We start from the raw sequence: 15659 nt of genomic DNA on the forward strand, positions 1-15659 counted from the left end.
CGGTAGCGTGGTCCGGTGATCACGTGGCGCTCGGGTGTGGTGGAAGTCGTCGGTCGCGAGTGGCCGGGGGCGCTGGAGCTGACGGTGACCGTCGCCGACGGCGTGCAGGGTCCCGACCCGGTCACCGTCAAGGCCCTCGCCTACCCGGAGCTGGTCGGGCGCCCCCGGGTCGGCGACCCCGTGCTGCTCAACGTCTCCGCCCTGGCCCGCGGGCTCGGCACGGGGGGCTACGCCCTCGTCGTGGCTCCCGGCTCCGCCGACCGGCTCCCCGCCGACCCGGCGCCCGGCCCCGGCCACCTCGTCAAGGCCCGGTACACGCCCCTGCAGGCGATGGTGCTGGGCGTCGACGACCAGGAGTCCCCGCACCACGACGTCCTCCGCGACGCCGACGACCTCGACGGCCTGCCCGTGGTCGTCGCCGACCTGCACTCCGCGCTGCCCGCGGTCGTCGCGGGGATCCGGTGGGCCGACGCCCGGCTGTCCACGCCCGGGTCGGGGAGCCGGCCGCTGCGGGTCGCCTACGTGATGACCGACGGCGGCGCCCTGCCCGCGTGGTTCTCCCGGGCGGTGGCGGGGCTGCGGGAGGCCGGCTGGCTCGCGTCCTGCCTCACGGCCGGGCAGGCCTTCGGCGGCGACCTGGAGGCGGTGACGGTGCACACCGCCCTGCTCGCCGCGAAGCACGTCGTCGGCGCGGACGTCGTCGTCGTCGCCCAGGGCCCGGGCAACCTCGGCACCGGCACGCGGTGGGGGTTCTCCGGCGTGGCCGCGGGCGAGGCCCTCAACGCGGCGGCCGTGCTCGGCGGGCGCGCGGTCGCGTCGCTGCGCGTGTCCGGCGCCGACGCGCGCGAGCGGCACCTCGGCATCTCGCACCACTCGCTCACCGCGTACGGGCGCGTCGCGCTCGCACCGGTCGACGTCGTCGTGCCCGTCTTCGACCCCGCACCCCAGCCGGACGGCTCGGGGTCGACGGCCGTGCCGGACCCCGAGGAGCACCTCGGCGCGCACCTCGCGGCCGTCGGGCGCCGGGTGGGCCAGCAGGTGCAGGCGCTCGGCGCGCCCGCGGGCCGGCACCGCCTCGTCGACGTGCCCGTCGGCGCGGACCTGCTGACCGCCCTCGGCGGCTCGCCGGTGCGGCTGTCGACCATGGGCCGCGGGCTGGCGCAGGACCCGGCGGCGTTCCTCGCCGCCGCGGCCGCCGGCGTGCACGCGGCGCGGCTCGCACGCGGGGTGTGAGGACCGGCGGCGAGGGACCTCGCCGCGACGTGCTGACCAGGCGCCGCGGCACCGCCGTGCTCACGCCGCGCGACGACCACGCCCGTGGCTAGAGTGTCCGCACCGACAGGAGGGGACCGACGCGTGTCGACCGCATGGGTGGATCAGGTGCAGGCCGAGGCGCAGGCCCGGCTCGAGGCCGCGGCGCGGCTGCGGGACGAGCTGGCCGCCGTGCGCGGGCGGGCGACCAGCCGCGACCGGGTGGCGACCGTGACGGTCGGACCCAGTGGTGCGCTGGTCGACGTCGAGTTCGCCGACCAGGCCGAGCGGGTGTCCCCCGACGTGCTCCGCGCCGCCGTGCTGGAGGCCTTCGGCAGCGCGCAGGCCGACGTGCAGGCGGCCGTCGCGCGGCTCACCGCCGCGATCCCCGGGGCGGGCGACTGGGCCGACCTCGTCGCGGGCCGCGTGCCCGCGACGACGTCCGAGCGGCTCGACGCCGAGCTCGAGGCCCGCCGGCGGGGCGACCTGTGACCGGCTTCCGCGTCGACGTCGACACGCTGGTCGCGGCACGGCAGGGGCACCACGACCTCGCCCGCCAGGTCGCGGACGTCGAGACCGCCCGGCAGGCCGCCGACCTGCCCGCGGGCGCCCTGGGCAAGCTCGGGGAGTCCGACGAGATCCACGCCGCCTTCACGGCGCGGTACCAGGGCCTGGGGGCCGCGCTGGCCGCGCTCAGGGAGATCTACGAGAACATCGGCGACGGCCTGCAGGCCACCGCCGACGGCTACGCGACCAGCGACGACGAGGTCGCCCGCCTGCTGGCGTCCTACCAGGGCCTCCTGCCGTGAGCGTCACGGGGGCCGTGTCCGTCTGGGACAAGATCAACGGCTGGATGGCGCCGCTCGACGGCATGGTCGACGCGCTGCTGCGCCCGCTCGTGCAGCCGCTGGCCGACATGTTCGACTCCATCACCGGCGACTCCGCCGAGGTGCGGTCCACGGCGCAGCGGTGGCGCGACCTGGGCACCACCATCGACCGGCTCGCCCAGCACCACCGGGACGTGATCGCCCCGATCGCCGGCGGCTGGGAGGGCGACGCGCACGACGCCTTCCAGGCCTCGATGCGGGAGCTGCTCGTCGCCGTCGACCAGCTGGCCGACGGCACGCGCGAGACCGCCGAGTTCCTCGAGGACGCCGCGATGGAGGTCGAGCTCGCCGAGGAGATGGTCGCCACCATCATCCGCGAGCTCATCGAGTGGGCCCTGCTGACGCTCGCCGTCAGCGCGGCGCTGTCCCTGGTGACGCTCGGTGCCTCGGCCGTCGCCGGCGGGGCCGCCGCCGCCGCGCAGGCCGCCGTCGCCGGGTCGAGGATCGCGTCGGTGCTCGCCCGGATCGCGAGCCTGCTGCAGCGCCTGGCGACCATGCTCCGCAGCGTGCAGGCGATGAGCATGTTCAGCCGCGAGGGCTTCCTCATCAAGACGCTGCTGGTGAAGGGCGTGATCCTCAAGCCGGTGGTCAGCACGGTGACCGGGCTGTCGGCCTCCCCCGTGGGCGAGGCGGCGTCCACCGGGGTGCAGGGCCTGCGGGACATCGCCGCGGACGAGGTCGACGACCAGCTCCGCGGCGACACCGCGGTGCAGACGCCGGCCCGCCAGTGGCTCGGGGACCGGCTCGGGCCCGCGGTGGACGCCGTCCGCCCGGGCGTGGACGCCGCGCGGCCCGCGCTCGACCTGCTGGACCGGGTCGACGACGCGCTGCCCGCGCCGCCGTTCGACTGACGGCCGCGTCGGCGCAGGGAGCCGGCGCCGCCGTCGCAGCCGGGTCAGCGCCGCCGGGTGAGGCGGCGCAGGCCCGCGACCGCGCCCGTGGCGAGCAGCACGACCCAGACGATCCCGAGCAGCACCAGCCCGATCACGGCGCCCACCACGAACCCGATGGGCCCGCCGACCGCCGCGCCGAGCAGCCCCAGACCGCCGACCACCACGACGACCGCGACGACGCCCACCAGGGCCTCGACCGCGCTGTCGCGCAGGTCGCGGGCGGCGGCGCGGCCGAACGACGCGGGCTCGGGAGGCGCGGGAGGACGGTCGTCCGGCAGCGGGGTGCTCATGGTCACCGGACGGTACAGCACGACGTCCGGGCCGCGGGCCGGCGGTCAGGTCGTCGCGGCGTACCGCTGCAGGAACAGCGCCACCGCGGTCGCGAGGTGCTCGATCTCCGCCGGGTCCACGGACTCGTTCGGGGCGTGGATCAGCGCGCGCGGCTCCTCGACCCCCAGCAGGAGGATCTCGGCCTCCGGGTAGGTGTCGGCGAAGACGTTGCACAGCGGGATGGACCCCCCCTGGCCGAGCAGCACCATCTCCCGGCCGAACGAGTCGCGCATGGCGCCGCGCATCGCCGCGTACGCGGGCCCGTCGGTCGCGGCCCGGAACGGCGTGCCCACGGCCTCGGTCTCGACGCGGACCCCGACCCCCCACGGCGCGGCGTCCGTCAGGTGCGCGGTGAGCGCGGCCAGGGCCTGCTGGGGGTCCGTGCCGGGCGGGATGCGCAGGTTCAGCCGCGCGCTCGCCCGCGGCACGATCGCGGCCGCCGACCCCACCACCGGAGGGCAGTCGATGCCGAGGACGGTCAGGGCCGGCCGCGCCCAGAGCATGTCGGACACGGTGCCGGAGCCGAGCAGGGACTCCCCCGCGGCCAGCTGGGCGTCCGCCCGGAACGCGTCCGGGTCGTACGGCGCGCCGGACCACGTCTGCGCGGCGTCCAGGCCTCGCACCGTCGTGTCGCCCTGCGCGTCACGGAGGGAGGCGAGCACCAGGACCAGCGCGGCGAGCGCGTCCGGCGTCGGCCCGCCGAACATGCCGGAGTGCAGCTCGGTGCGCAACGCGTCCACGTGCACCACCACGTTGACCATCCCCCGCAGGCTGACGGTCACGGCGGGCACGCCGACCGCGGCGTTGCCGGTGTCGCAGACGAGCACCGCGTCCGCCCGGAGCAGGTCGGCGTGCGCGGGCACGAAGTCCTCCAGCCCGCCGGTCCCCTGCTCCTCGGAGCCCTCGACGACGAGCCGGAGGTTGACCGGGACGTCGTCCCCGAGCGCCCGCAGCGCGGCGAGGTGCGTGACGATGTTGCCCTTGCAGTCCGCGGCGCCGCGGCCGAACCACCGGCCGTCCACCTCCGTCAGCTCGAACGGCGGCGTCCGCCAGGCGACCGCGTCCAGCGGCGGCTGGACGTCGTAGTGCGCGTAGAGCAGCACGGTCGGCGCGCTCGGGTCCGGCCCCGGACGTGCGCCGACGACCGCCTGGCTGCCGTCGGCGGTGGTGTGCAGGCCGATGTCGGCGAAGCCCACGTCGCGGAAGGCGGCGGCCACCCACTCCGCGGCCCGCGCGCACCCCTCGGCGGGGAACTGCCGCGGGTCGGCGACGGACGGGATCGCGACCAGCTCCCCCAGGTCCTGCCGGACGCGCGGCATCTGCGCGGCGACCCGCTCGCTCAGTCCCACGCCGTCAGCCCCCCACCACGTCGTCGGTCCTCAGCTCGTCCAGGTAGGCGCGGGCGTCCGCCACCTGGTCCGGGCAGTACACGTCCATCACCGCCAGCTGACCGCGCAGCAGGCGGTCGTCGGTGATGACCGGACGCATGCCGGGCCCGGTCGCCCCGTTCGAGAGCATCGAGAAGAACGTCGCCTGCCGCAACGCGGCACCCGGGTCCTGGCACACCGAGCCGCCGTCGTCACCCAGCACCCGCGCGACCTGCTCCCGGGAGGGCAGCGGGTCCACGCCCGCGTCGGCGAGGACCGCGATGAGCTCGTCGGCCTTCTCGACGGCGGCCTGCGTCTCCCGGGCACCCCGGTACGAGGCCAGCCCGATCACGGCGAGGACGACGAGCAGGCCGGCCGCGACCCAGTAGATGATCCGGTTCCTGGTGGCGCCCACTGCGGTGTCGCTCATGACGCCGCCACCTCCTCGGCGTCCCCGGCGCGCTCGGGCTGCCGCCACGACGGCTTCCGGAACCGGTAGAACAGGAACGGCACGAGGAGCCCGAGCCCCAGCGCCCCGCCACCGACGATCAGCAGGTAGGTCAGCGTGCTGCCGCCGCCGAACTGCGAGGGCGGGACGAAGCCCACCAGCAGGGCCGCGAGCGACGCCGCGAACCCGACGCCGCACAGGCCCACGAGCATCGGGGCCCGGTACCCCCGCGGGTGATCGGGGTCCTGGCGCCGCAGCCGGACCGCCGCCACGAACATCAGCAGGTACATGATCAGGTACACCTGCGTGGTGATCACCGAGAAGATCCAGTACGCGCTGGAGACGTCCGGGATGAGCGCGTAGCCCAGGGCGATGACCGTGGTGACGACGCCTTGCGTGACGAGGATGTTCTGCTGCACGCCGTGCTTGTTGAGCCGCTGCAGGAACGGCGGCAGGTAGCCCTCCTGCCGCGAGATCAGCAGCAGGCCCTTGGACGGCCCGGCCAGCCAGGTGAGCATGCCGCCGAGCGAGGCCGCCACCAGCATGATCCCGAAGACCGGCGTGAGCGCCTGCACGCCGAACTCGGCGAACACCGCGTCGAACGCCTGCATCACGCCGGCCGTGAGGGACAGCTGCTCCGCGGGGACGATCCAGCTGATCACGAGCGCCGGGAGGATGAAGATCAGCAGCACCATGGCCATCGCGAGGAACATCGCCCTCGGGAACTCCCTCGCGGGGTTCTTCAGCGACCCGACGTGCACGGCGTTCATCTCCATGCCGGAGTAGGACAGGAAGTTGTTCACGATCAGCACCAGGCTGGACAGCCCGGCCCAGGCCGGCAGGAGGTGGCTGGAGTCCATGGGTGCGGCCGGCGGGTTGCCCTGCCCGAGGAACACGACGCCGAGCGTCACCAGCACGACCCCGGGGATCAGCGTGCCGATGATGAGCCCGCCGCTGGCCAGCCCGGCCACGCCGGACGTCCCGCGCGACGACACCCAGACGCCGGACCAGTAGACGACCACGATCACGCAGGCCGTCCAGACGCCGCTCGTGGCCAGCGCCGGGTTGATGACGTAGGCGAGCGTGCTGGCGACGAACCCGAGCAGGCTGGGGTAGTAGAAGATCGTCATGGCGAACTGGCACCAGACCGCCAGGAACCCCATCGGCTTCGAGATGCCGCGGGACACCCAGTTGTAGATGCCGCCCTTGTAGCCGGACGCGAGCTCGGCCGAGACCAGCGACGTCGGCAGCAGGAACACGATCGCCGGGACGAGGTACAGGAACACGCACGCCAGGCCGTACACGGCCATCGTCGGCGCGGCCCGCAGGCTGGCGACCGAGCTGGTCGTCATCATCGCCAGGGCGATCCACGAGATCCAGTGCGTGGCGGGGGCGGCCGCCCGCGCCCTCGCCGCGGCCACCGGCTTCCCGGCCGGAAGATCCATCGCGCTCATCGCCGCCTCCTCGGACCGGACCTGCTGACCCCACCGTGGCGACGAGGCGACCCGCGACGCCTCACCTCGGGCGGGTGAATCAGGAGACGACCCGCAGGTCGCGTGCCGTCGTGTTGAGCCGTCGGCCGCCGTCGGCGGTGACGGTCACGATGTCCTCGATGCGGACGCCGAACCGCCCCGGCAGGTAGACGCCCGGCTCGACGGAGAAGCACATCCCGGGCACCAGCGGCAGCTCCTCCCCCTCGACCACGTACGGCGGCTCGTGGGTGGTGACCCCGATGCCGTGGCCCGTGCGGTGGATGAACTGCGGGCCGTAGCCCGCGTCCGTGATGACCGCGCGCGCGGCACGGTCGACCTCCTGGCAGGCGACGCCGGGCCGCACCGCGTCCACCCCCGCCTGCTGCGCCAGCCGGACCACCTCGTGCACGGCGCCGATCTCGGCGCTCGGCTCCCCGACGCACACGGTGCGGCTGGTGTCGGAGCCGTAGCCGGCCAGCAGCCCGCCGAAGTCCAGGACCACGCAGTCGCCGGCCTCGATGACGCGGTCACCCGCCTCGTGGTGCGGGTTCGCGCCGTTCGGCCCGGACCCGACCACGGTGAAGTCGACCTGCTCGTGCCCGTGCTGCCGGAGCAGGTCGGCCAGGTCGCCCGCGACGTCGGTCTCGCGCCGGCCGGCGAACGGCACCTGGACGATCTGCTCGTACGTCGCGTCCGCCGCCGCGCCCGCGGCCGCGAGCCGGGCGAGCTCCGCGTCGTCCTTGACCGCCCGCAGCATGGGCAGCACCCGGGTGAACGCGTCGTAGGACGATCCGGGCAGTGCGTGCTGCAGGGCGAGCAGGTGCAACGCCCACGCGCCGTCGGAGACGCCGTACCGGCCGTCGGCCCGCAGCAGCGCGCTCGCCGCGACGTACGGGTCGGTGCCGTCCAGCCAGTCGACGAGCGTGGCGGCCGCGGCACCCGCGGCGCCCTCCGCGTCCGGGCGCTCCAGGGTGGGCACGAGCAGCGTCGGCTCCCGGTCGGGGGTCAGGAGCAGCAAGGTCAGCCGCTCCGTGATCGCGGTCGGCCGGTACCCGGTCAGCCACACCAGGTCGGGTCCCGGGGTGACGAGGACCCCGTCGAGGCCCGCCGCCCGGCCGTCGGCCGCCACCCGCGCCATCCGCGCGGCGTAGTCACCGGTGGTGAAGGGGGCGGTCGGGGGCGTCATCACGGATCTCCTGCGGTCGTCGCCGGACGGCTCGGCGCCGGCGTCGCCGAGGTGGGCAGCGTGATCAGGTGGGCCGCGGCGGCGGCGGCGGAGTCCTGCAGCGTGCCGGTCGCGACGCGGTGCCGGCGGATCGCCACGACGGCGAGCACGATGCCGAGGGCGCTGATCACGGCCATCACCCAGGACGCCGCTGCGAGGCCGGCGGCGAGCGCGTCCGCGTCCGAGGCGCCGTCCGCCCGCTGGTTGGCGTCGACCGAGCCGTAGACCGTCGCAGCCAGCGCCGTGGCGACCGCTGCGCCGACGTAGCGGGCCATGTTGGAGACCCCGGACGCCTCCCCCACCTGCTCCTCCGGCACGGAGGCGGTCGCCGCCGAGGAGGACGGCCCGTTCGACAGGCCCATCCCGACCGCGATCGCCACGAGCGGCAGCAGGAACGCCCCGTACGCCCAGGACGCCTGGGTCAGGCCGATCACGACGAACCCCGCCGTCGTGACGACGAACCCGGCGCCGATCACCTGCCGGCCGCCGAGCCGCTTGGCGAGCTGCGGCACGAGGGGTGCGACCACCACGAGGCCGACCGTGGCCGGCAGGGTGGCGAGCCCGGCCTGCAGCGGGCTGAAGCCGAGCGCGACCGGGTTCTGGAAGTACAGGCTGAGCAGGTACATCAGGCCGTTGATCGTCCCGGCCCCGATGAGGATGGCCAGGGTCGAGCCGACCAGGATCCGGTTCCGCAGCAGCGCCAGGTGGAGCAGCGGGACCGGGGTGCGGCCCTCGACGACCACGAAGAGCCAGCCCGCCACGACGCTGAGCGCGAGGCAGCCGAGCGTGGCCGCGGACAGCCAGCCCCAGTCCCCGCTCTTGCTGACGCCGAGGATGAGCGGCACCAGGGTCAGCGCCACCAGGACGGTCCCCAGGTAGTCGATGGACCGCGGCCGGTCCGGGTCGCGCGACTCCGCGACCGTCAGGTACGTGATGCCCATGCAGACCACGCCGACGCCGGCGTCGATCCAGAACAGCCCCTGCCAGCCGGTGACGTCCACCAGCACGCCGCCGAGCAGCGGCCCCGCGGCCGCGCCCACCGCCGCGGCCGCCCCCCACAGTGAGACCCAGCGCAGCTGCTCCTCCCCGTCGGCGGCCACCGACAGCAGGCTCAGCCCGCACGCGAGGATGGTCGCCCCGGCCGCGCCCTGGACGAGGCGTCCCACGATGACGCCGGTCCCGCTGTCCGAGAGGGCGATGAGCACGCACGACGCGACGAACAGGAGCAGGCCCAGCTGGAAGACCCGCTTGCGGCCGAACACGTCGCCGAGCGAGCCGGACGTGATGATGACGGCCGCGCCGACCAGGGAGTAGCCGGTCACCGCCCACTGCAGCGTGTCCACGGACGTGCCGGTGTCGGCGCTGATCGCCGGGAGCAGGATGCTCACCGCGGAGGTGTTGGCGTTGACCACCAGCGTCGACAGGCAGGTCGCGGCCAGGACGCCTCGTCCCCTCGGCTTGCCCGCTGCGTCCGGCATGCGCGGCCTCCCGGTGTCGGTGACCCCGACGCTAGGACGCCGCGCCACCGCGTCGATCACCCGGCGGGGATGATCGCCCCGCGGCGTCCCGGCGGTCACGCGGTGCGGACCCCCACCAGCCACTCCGTCGTCTCCCAGACCCGCCCGGCATCGTCGGCGCTGCGCAGCGGGCGGTACAGCCGCTGCTCCGCGGGTGCACCCGCGAGGTGCCCGATCCCGCCCGGGCCGTACAGGCGCCCGTTGCGGGCGTCGGGCGACGTGGCGGCGTACAGCGCGGGCAGGCCCGCGGTCCGCGGCGTGCCGGTGATGCCGCGCGCCGACAGCCAGCGGATCAGCCGGACCTCGCGCGTGTCCTGCGCCCGGCCGATCTCGGGGCGCGCCGCGAGCAGGCTCGTCGGGGCGACGCCCGGGTGCGACAACGTGCTGGTGACGCCCCAGCCGCCCGCCGCGCTGCGCCGCGCGAGCTCGAGGCCGAACAGCCCGTACGCGATCTTCGACGACCGGTACGCCCGCATGCCGTCGTACGAGCGCTCCCAGCCCAGGTCGTCCCAGTGCACGCCGCCGCGGGCCGCGGCCACGCTGATCTGCGACGTGACGCGGGCCCGGCCGGCGCGCAGCAGCGGCAGCAGGTGCAGGACCAGCGCGGCGTGACCCAGGTGGTTGGTGCCGAGCTGCAGCTCGAACCCGTCGGCCGTCGTCTGCCGCTCGGGCGGCGTCATGATGCCGGCGTTGCCGATCAGCAGGTGCACGGGCCGGTCCTCGTCGAGCAGGGTGCGGGCCAGCGCGGCGACCGAGTCGAGCGACGACAGCTCCAGGCTGCGCAGGGACACGCGGGCACCGGGGACGGCGGCGCGGATCGTGGCCAGCGCCGCCTCGCCCTTGCGCGGGTTGCGGACCGGCAGCACGACCTCGGCGCCGGCCGCCGCCAGCCGGGTCGCGATGCCCAGGCCGATGCCGTCGCTGCCGCCGGTGACGACGGCGCGGCGCCCGGACTGGTCGGGGACGGTGATGTCGACGTCTGCTCGTGGCACGGTTGCTCCTCGGGATCGGTGGTGGTGGCTCCACCGTCGCCGCACCGGCCGGGCGCATCCAGGGCGCGCTCATCAGCGGATCGTCAGGCCGTGGCTCCGCGGCCGCGCGGGCGGTAGGAACGACGGCGGGACCGGCGCAGGCCGGCGGCCGGACCGGGGAAGGCGGCGCATGGAGATCGACAGGGCGGGGCTGGCCGAGTTCCTCCGACGACGGCGGGAGTCGCTGCAGCCGGAGGACGTCGGCCTGCCGCGCGGCCCGCGCCGGCGCACGGACGGCCTGCGCCGCGAGGAGGTCGCGGTGCTGTGCCACATGTCGACCGACTACTACGCGCGGCTCGAGCGCGAGCGGGGGCCGCAGCCGTCCGAGCAGATGATCGCGTCGATCGCCCAGGGCCTGCACCTGTCCCTCGGCGAGCGCGACCACCTGTTCCGGCTCGCCGGCCACCACCCGCCCGCCCGCGGCGCCAGCGGCGAGCACGTCGGCCCGGGGCTGCTGCGGATCCTCGACCGGCTGCAGGACACCCCGGCCGAGGTCGTCACCGAGACCGGCGAGACCCTGCGCCAGACCCCGGCCGGGGTCGCGCTGACCGGCGACGGCACCCGGTTCTCCGGCCCGTCGCGCAGCCTCGGCTACCGGTGGTTCGCCGACCCCGGCGCCCGTGCGCTGTACGAGCCCGAGGACCACGCGTTCCTGTCCCGGCTCTATGCGTCCGGGCTGCGCGAGGTCCTCACCCGGCGCGGGCCGGGATCCCGTGCGGCCCGGTACGCCGAGCTGCTGCTGGAGCGCAGCGCCGAGTTCCGGGAGCTGTGGGAGCGGCACGAGGTGGGCCTCCGCCCTCGCGAGACGAAGCGGTTCGTGCACCCCGAGGTCGGGCCGCTGGAGCTGAGCTGCCAGACCCTGGTCGACCCGGCGCAGTCGCACCTGCTGCTCGTCTACACCGCGGTCCCGGGAAGCGAGAGCGCGGAGCGGCTGCGGCTGCTCGCGGTCGTCGGGCGGCAGCAGCTGGGCGCACGGCGGCCGTGACCACCGAGCTGACCTGAGGCCCGAAGTCCCACCTCGTCCAGCCTGACCTAGGTTACGGTGGACGAATGACGGTGGAGATCTACGCACTGAGCGTCCTGCGGCACGGACCGGCGCACGGCTACGAGCTCAAGGCTCGGATACGCCGCCCGTCGATCGCCCCGGTCAACAACAACTCGCTGTACCCGGCCCTGAAGCGGCTGGAGCGCGACGGCGCCGTGACCCGGTCCGTCGAGCAGCAGGAGGGGCGACCGGCGCGGAACGTCTACACGATCACCGACGCCGGCCGCGGCCTGCTGCTGGACCTGGTGGCGTCGCTGCCCCGGGAGCTCGCGGCGGACGACGAGGAGTTCCTGCTCCGCGTGAGCTTCTTCGACGAGCTCGCGGTGCCCGCACGGCGCGAGGTCCTCGGCACCCGGCGCGCGGTCGTCGAGGCGGCGCTCGCGCAGGTCCAGGGCCTGCTCGCGGCACCCGCCCCCGGGCCGGAGCGTCCGTGGCGGCGTCGTGCGCAGGAGCAGCTGGTCGACCGGCTCCAGCAGGAGCTCCGCTGGCTCGACGAGCTGCGCGTCCACGCAGAACGCCCGTGACCGCCGACCCCGACGGCACGCGCACCGGCACCGGCACCGGCACCGGCACCGGCACCGCGGCGATCGGCACGGTCGCCCGCTACGGGCTGCTCGTCGGTCCCGCGCTGAGCATGCTCGACTCGAGCATCGTCAACGTCGCGGTACCGGACGTCGCGGCCGGGCTCGCGGCCGGGCTCGACACGGTCCAGTGGGTCGTCTCCGGCTACCTGCTGTCCCTCGCGGTGGCGCTCGCCCTCACGGCGTACGCGTCCCGGCGGTTCGGCGTGCTGCGCGTCTACCTGGTCAGCATGGCGCTGTTCGTCGTCGCGTCGGCGGTGTGCGCGCTCGCCCCCACGATCGAGCTGCTCGTCGCCGGCCGCGTGGTGCAGGGCTTCGTCGGCGCTCCCCTGGTCCCCCTCGCGCTCAGCGTCCTGCTCGGCAAGGACGGCCTGGGCAGCGGGAAGATCCCCGTGTCGGCCGCCGTGGTGCTGTTCCTGGCCCCCGCCCTGGGGCCGTCGCTCGGGGGCCTGCTGATCGGCGCGGGCGGGTGGCGGTGGGTGTTCCTGGTCAACGTCCCGGTGGGGGCCGTCGGGCTGGCTCTCGCGCTGCGGCTGCGGGGGTTCGGCGAGCCGGGGCGGGCCGGCACGCCGTTCGACCCGGTCGGGTTCGTCCTGCTGGCGGGCGGCCTGGTGGCCACGCTCCTCGGGGCGACCCGCGGCTCCTCCGACGGGTGGAGCCGGGTCGCTCCCCTGACGCTGCTCGTCTCCGGCGCCCTCCTGCTGGTCGCGTACGTGGGCTGGGCGCGCCGGCGCACATCCCCCGCGGTCCGGCTCGACGTCGTCCGCGGAGGTCGGTCGGTCGTCGCCCTCGTGCTCCAGGTGCTCGCGTCGGTCATCGCGTTCGGCACGGTGTTCCTGATGCCGGTGTTCACCCAGCAGGTGCAGGGCCACAGCGCACTGGCCACCGGGTTCGCCCTGCTGCCCCAGGGCGTCGTGATGGGGCTGGGTACCGCGCTGGGTCAGCGCATGTCGGCGCGGATGCCGCTGCGGACCCTCGTCGTGCTCGGCTTCGCCGTGCTGGCCGCCTCGAGCGTCGTGATGCTGCTGCTCACGCCCGGCACGCCGCTGTGGACGACCGCGATCATGCTCTGCGGTCGCGCCCTCGCCGCGGGGTTCGTCACGACGCCTCTGCTCTCGGCGTTCCTGGCGCCGCTCGAGGAGCGCGATCTCGCCGACGGCAACACGCTCTACACCATCACGCAGCGGCTCGGCGGAGCGGTCGGCGTCAGCGTCCTCGGCTCGATCGTCGCCGCAGGAGCCGACGGTGCGGCGGCCCTGTCGGCGTTCCACCAGGTGGGGGTGGTCCTCGTCTCCCTGGCCCTCGTCGGTGCCGCGCTCGCCCGGTCCCTGTCGCGGGAGTGAACGCCTCCCTCGCGCGGCCGGGGACCGTCGACGAGGTCGCCGTGCCCGTCGGCGCGAGGTCGAGAGCTGGTCACGCCCGCGGTGCTCGGGCAGGCCGGCCCGGGCGGTTCATCCCGGCGGGATGACGACCAGCGCTGGACGACCGCCTTAGCGTCACGGGTGGGCCCCTCGATCCGGCATCGTCCGGCCGGTCGAGCACTGCTCCCGATGACGACGGGGGATCGCGATGACTCAGCAGCCGGCACCAGCTCCCACCACCGGTCGCCCTGAACGCAGGTTCGAGGTCGACGCCATCCAGCCGGCGGCCGCCTTCCAGGACTCCCGCTGCTCGACGAGAGCCTGACCCCGCTCGACGCGCCGCCGTCCCCGATGACCGGGTGGCTGGTCGGCGGCAGCACCGAGCTCGCCCGCTCGACGGGTGCGTCGATCCCCGACCTGCCCGACGTCACGGACCTGAACGGGGCACAGGCGCTCGCCTCGTGCGCGAGGACGTCGGCCACCTCTGCTCCGACCTCCGTCAGACCAGCGAGATCCGACCCGAAGGAGAGACCATGTCCGACCAGACTGACTTCGCCGCTGCAGCCGTCACCGACGGCGCCTACACGCTGCTCGTCGCCGACTTCGCCGACACCGACGTCGCGTGGACGGCGTACGAGACGCTCAAGGAGGCGGAGGACGGCGCCACGCTCGCCGTCGAGGGCGTGCTCGTCGTGGAGCGCAGCGCCGAGGGTGAGCTGCAGATCCTCAAGGCGATCGACCACAGCACCCGCCGCGGCCTGGGCTGGGGGGTCGTCGGCGGTGTCGTGCTCGGCCTGATCTTCCCGCCCTCCGTCCTCGGCAGCGCAGCCGCCCTCGGCGCCGTCGGGGCTGCGACCGGCAAGGGCATCGAGCTGCACCGCCGCAAGGAGCTGGCGGAGGAGCTCACCGACTCCATCGCACCCGGGCACTCCGGGATCGTCGCTCTCGTGTCCGACCCGAGCGCCGTCGCGCTCCGCAAGGCGCTCGAGAAGGCCGACGCGATCGCTCAGAAGGCGATCGACACCGCGGACGCAGCCGAGATCAAGGCAGCGGCCGACGAGGCGGCCGCCGAGGCGAGGTAGGGCTCCGCTCAGGATCGAGAGGCCTGTCCGGAGGAGGACGGTCACGGCGCGGACGATCCGGCGCCGGCTCACCCGCGAGCCCCTCCGTACACGGCGAGAGGCCGTTCCCGGATCCCCGGGAACGGCCTCTGACCTGCGACACCACGTGTCGGGCTGACAGGATTTGAACCTGCGACCCCTTGACCCCCAGCTAACGTGGTCGTCGATCGAGAGCGTCCGCGGGCGTCCATTGCCGTGTGACCATCGGCCAGCGCTGAACCACCGGACAAGTATGGACCCGCTTGGACGAGCGGCGCGGGGGTCAGGGTCTGGGGTCAGTCGCAGTTCGCGCTTCGCGGAAGCCAACCAGCACCAGCGTCCGCCACAACAAGCGCGAATGGCCCTGGGCGAGCCGGTCGTGCCTGCGGTCCTGCTAGTCGTCGCACATCGCTTCCGACCCCGGTAGCATTGTGTCAATGCAGGGCCTCTCGCCTCGAGACGTGGCCGTCCTCCTCGGCGTGTCAGACCGTCGCGTCCGCCAACTAGTCGCCACGGGTCAGCTCGATGCCGAGCGAATAGGCAGCCAGTGGGTCATCGATCCCGCCTCCGTGCCGGTGAGGAGCTCACGGCCCGGTCGCCCATTCGCACCCCGCACCGCGTGGGCCCTGTTGCTTCACAGTGATCCCGGCGCAGCCCCGTGGCTCCGAGCGGACGAGGCCTCGCGCCTGCGCGCCCAGCTCAGGCGGTTACCTGAACGCACTGACGCGCTCGAGCGGGTCCGGTCGTGGCTGTCGGCGCGCGCACACGTCATCCGTCTGGCTGCTCCGGACCCCGCAGATGTGTTGTCCGACCCGCGCGTCGTGCCAGGCGGAGTCAGCGACCAACGAAGCCGCCTGTCTGCCGGGTCGCAGGTGGAGTTCTACGTCCACTCCCCCGATCAGCAGTCCGTCATCACCGACCACCTGCTCGTGCCCATCAGCCGCAGCAGCTCCAACGTGGTGATGCACATCAGCCCGCTCCCGGTTCCCGAGCCCTTGCCTCTGCTTGCGGTCGCGATCGACCTGGCCGACAACGGCGGACCCCGCGAGTACAGGCGCGCCGAGGAACTATTCGCTGACTGGCTCGAACAGACGCGCCAGCGCCCCGCCTGATGCGCCCGAGGCGCAGGCGACCGATCCCGCCTGTCACTT

The 15659-nt window shown here is 74.7% G+C and carries 16 protein-coding genes and 1 pseudogene; 10 read left to right on the forward strand and 7 right to left on the reverse strand.

Going from position 1 to position 15659, the window contains the following annotated elements; all coding sequences use genetic code 11:
- The first annotated feature begins 15 nt into the window (after positions 1 to 15).
- The 4 genes from ACWPWW_RS02510 (at position 16) to ACWPWW_RS02525 (ending at position 2989) form a co-directional block, all read left to right on the forward strand.
- A complete protein-coding gene (locus ACWPWW_RS02510) occupies positions 16 to 1233 on the forward strand; it encodes a DUF3866 family protein (RefSeq protein WP_454048768.1) in 1218 nt (405 codons plus the stop codon).
- 123 nt (positions 1234 to 1356) lie between these two features.
- A complete protein-coding gene (locus ACWPWW_RS02515; protein ID WP_454048769.1) occupies positions 1357 to 1743 on the forward strand; it encodes a YbaB/EbfC family nucleoid-associated protein in 387 nt (128 codons plus the stop codon).
- Complete coding sequence (locus tag ACWPWW_RS02520; protein WP_454048770.1) at positions 1740 to 2060, forward strand: hypothetical protein; 321 nt, start codon at positions 1740 to 1742, stop codon at positions 2058 to 2060. The genes ACWPWW_RS02515 and ACWPWW_RS02520 overlap by 4 nt, the downstream gene beginning before the upstream one ends.
- Complete coding sequence (locus ACWPWW_RS02525) at positions 2057 to 2989, forward strand: WXG100 family type VII secretion target (RefSeq protein ID WP_454048771.1); 933 nt, start codon at positions 2057 to 2059, stop codon at positions 2987 to 2989. Before ACWPWW_RS02520 ends, ACWPWW_RS02525 begins: the two co-directional genes overlap by 4 nt.
- 44 nt (positions 2990 to 3033) lie before the next feature.
- Here the strand turns inward: ACWPWW_RS02525 and ACWPWW_RS02530 are convergent, their stop codons facing one another.
- The 7 genes from ACWPWW_RS02530 to ACWPWW_RS02560 form a co-directional block, all read right to left on the reverse strand.
- A complete protein-coding gene (locus tag ACWPWW_RS02530) occupies positions 3034 to 3321 on the reverse strand; it encodes a hypothetical protein (protein WP_454048772.1) in 288 nt (95 codons plus the stop codon).
- Positions 3322 to 3366: 45 nt separating this feature from the next.
- The gene (locus ACWPWW_RS02535; protein WP_454048773.1) at positions 3367 to 4710 is read right to left on the reverse strand and encodes a M20/M25/M40 family metallo-hydrolase; all 1344 of its coding nucleotides are present in this window, start codon (positions 4708 to 4710) and stop codon (positions 3367 to 3369) included.
- Between the two features lie 4 nt (positions 4711 to 4714).
- On the reverse strand, positions 4715 to 5158 hold the full coding sequence (locus ACWPWW_RS02540; protein WP_454048774.1) for a hypothetical protein: 444 nt from the start codon (positions 5156 to 5158) through the stop codon (positions 4715 to 4717).
- Complete coding sequence (locus tag ACWPWW_RS02545) at positions 5155 to 6630, reverse strand: APC family permease (protein WP_454048775.1); 1476 nt, start codon at positions 6628 to 6630, stop codon at positions 5155 to 5157. The genes ACWPWW_RS02540 and ACWPWW_RS02545 overlap by 4 nt, the downstream gene beginning before the upstream one ends.
- A gap of 79 nt (positions 6631 to 6709) precedes the next feature.
- Positions 6710 to 7834: a M24 family metallopeptidase gene (locus ACWPWW_RS02550; RefSeq protein ID WP_454048776.1), complete on the reverse strand. Its 1125-nt coding sequence runs from the start codon at positions 7832 to 7834 to the stop codon at positions 6710 to 6712.
- The gene (locus tag ACWPWW_RS02555; protein WP_454048777.1) at positions 7834 to 9351 is read right to left on the reverse strand and encodes an MFS transporter; all 1518 of its coding nucleotides are present in this window, start codon (positions 9349 to 9351) and stop codon (positions 7834 to 7836) included. Before ACWPWW_RS02555 ends, ACWPWW_RS02550 begins: the two co-directional genes overlap by 1 nt.
- 95 nt (positions 9352 to 9446) lie before the next feature.
- Positions 9447 to 10382 carry an SDR family oxidoreductase gene (locus ACWPWW_RS02560; protein WP_454048778.1) on the reverse strand — a complete coding sequence of 312 codons (936 nt, stop codon included), beginning with the start codon at positions 10380 to 10382 and terminating at the stop codon, positions 9447 to 9449.
- A 169-nt stretch (positions 10383 to 10551) separates the two neighbouring features.
- Between ACWPWW_RS02560 and ACWPWW_RS02565 the strand changes: the two genes are divergently transcribed.
- The 6 genes and pseudogenes from ACWPWW_RS02565 to ACWPWW_RS02590 all read left to right on the forward strand — a co-directional run bounded on the left by ACWPWW_RS02565 (position 10552) and on the right by ACWPWW_RS02590 (position 15620).
- Complete coding sequence (locus ACWPWW_RS02565; protein WP_454048779.1) at positions 10552 to 11406, forward strand: helix-turn-helix transcriptional regulator; 855 nt, start codon at positions 10552 to 10554, stop codon at positions 11404 to 11406.
- Between the two features lie 65 nt (positions 11407 to 11471).
- The gene (locus tag ACWPWW_RS02570; protein WP_454048780.1) at positions 11472 to 11990 is read left to right on the forward strand and encodes a PadR family transcriptional regulator; all 519 of its coding nucleotides are present in this window, start codon (positions 11472 to 11474) and stop codon (positions 11988 to 11990) included.
- Positions 11987 to 13390 carry a DHA2 family efflux MFS transporter permease subunit gene (locus tag ACWPWW_RS02575; protein ID WP_454048781.1) on the forward strand — a complete coding sequence of 468 codons (1404 nt, stop codon included), beginning with the start codon at positions 11987 to 11989 and terminating at the stop codon, positions 13388 to 13390. The genes ACWPWW_RS02570 and ACWPWW_RS02575 overlap by 4 nt, the downstream gene beginning before the upstream one ends.
- Positions 13391 to 13941: 551 nt before the next feature.
- On the forward strand, positions 13942 to 14490 hold the full coding sequence (locus ACWPWW_RS02580; protein WP_454048782.1) for a DUF1269 domain-containing protein: 549 nt from the start codon (positions 13942 to 13944) through the stop codon (positions 14488 to 14490).
- Positions 14491 to 14945: 455 nt separating this feature from the next.
- Positions 14946 to 15065: pseudogene (locus ACWPWW_RS02585) on the forward strand (helix-turn-helix domain-containing protein); the annotation flags it as partial.
- Between the two features lie 315 nt (positions 15066 to 15380).
- Positions 15381 to 15620, forward strand: coding sequence for a hypothetical protein (locus ACWPWW_RS02590; protein WP_454050444.1), 240 nt, complete (start codon positions 15381 to 15383; stop codon positions 15618 to 15620).
- Positions 15621 to 15659: the final 39 nt, after the last annotated feature.

This window comes from Cellulomonas sp. Marseille-Q8402 (assembly GCF_965119525.1).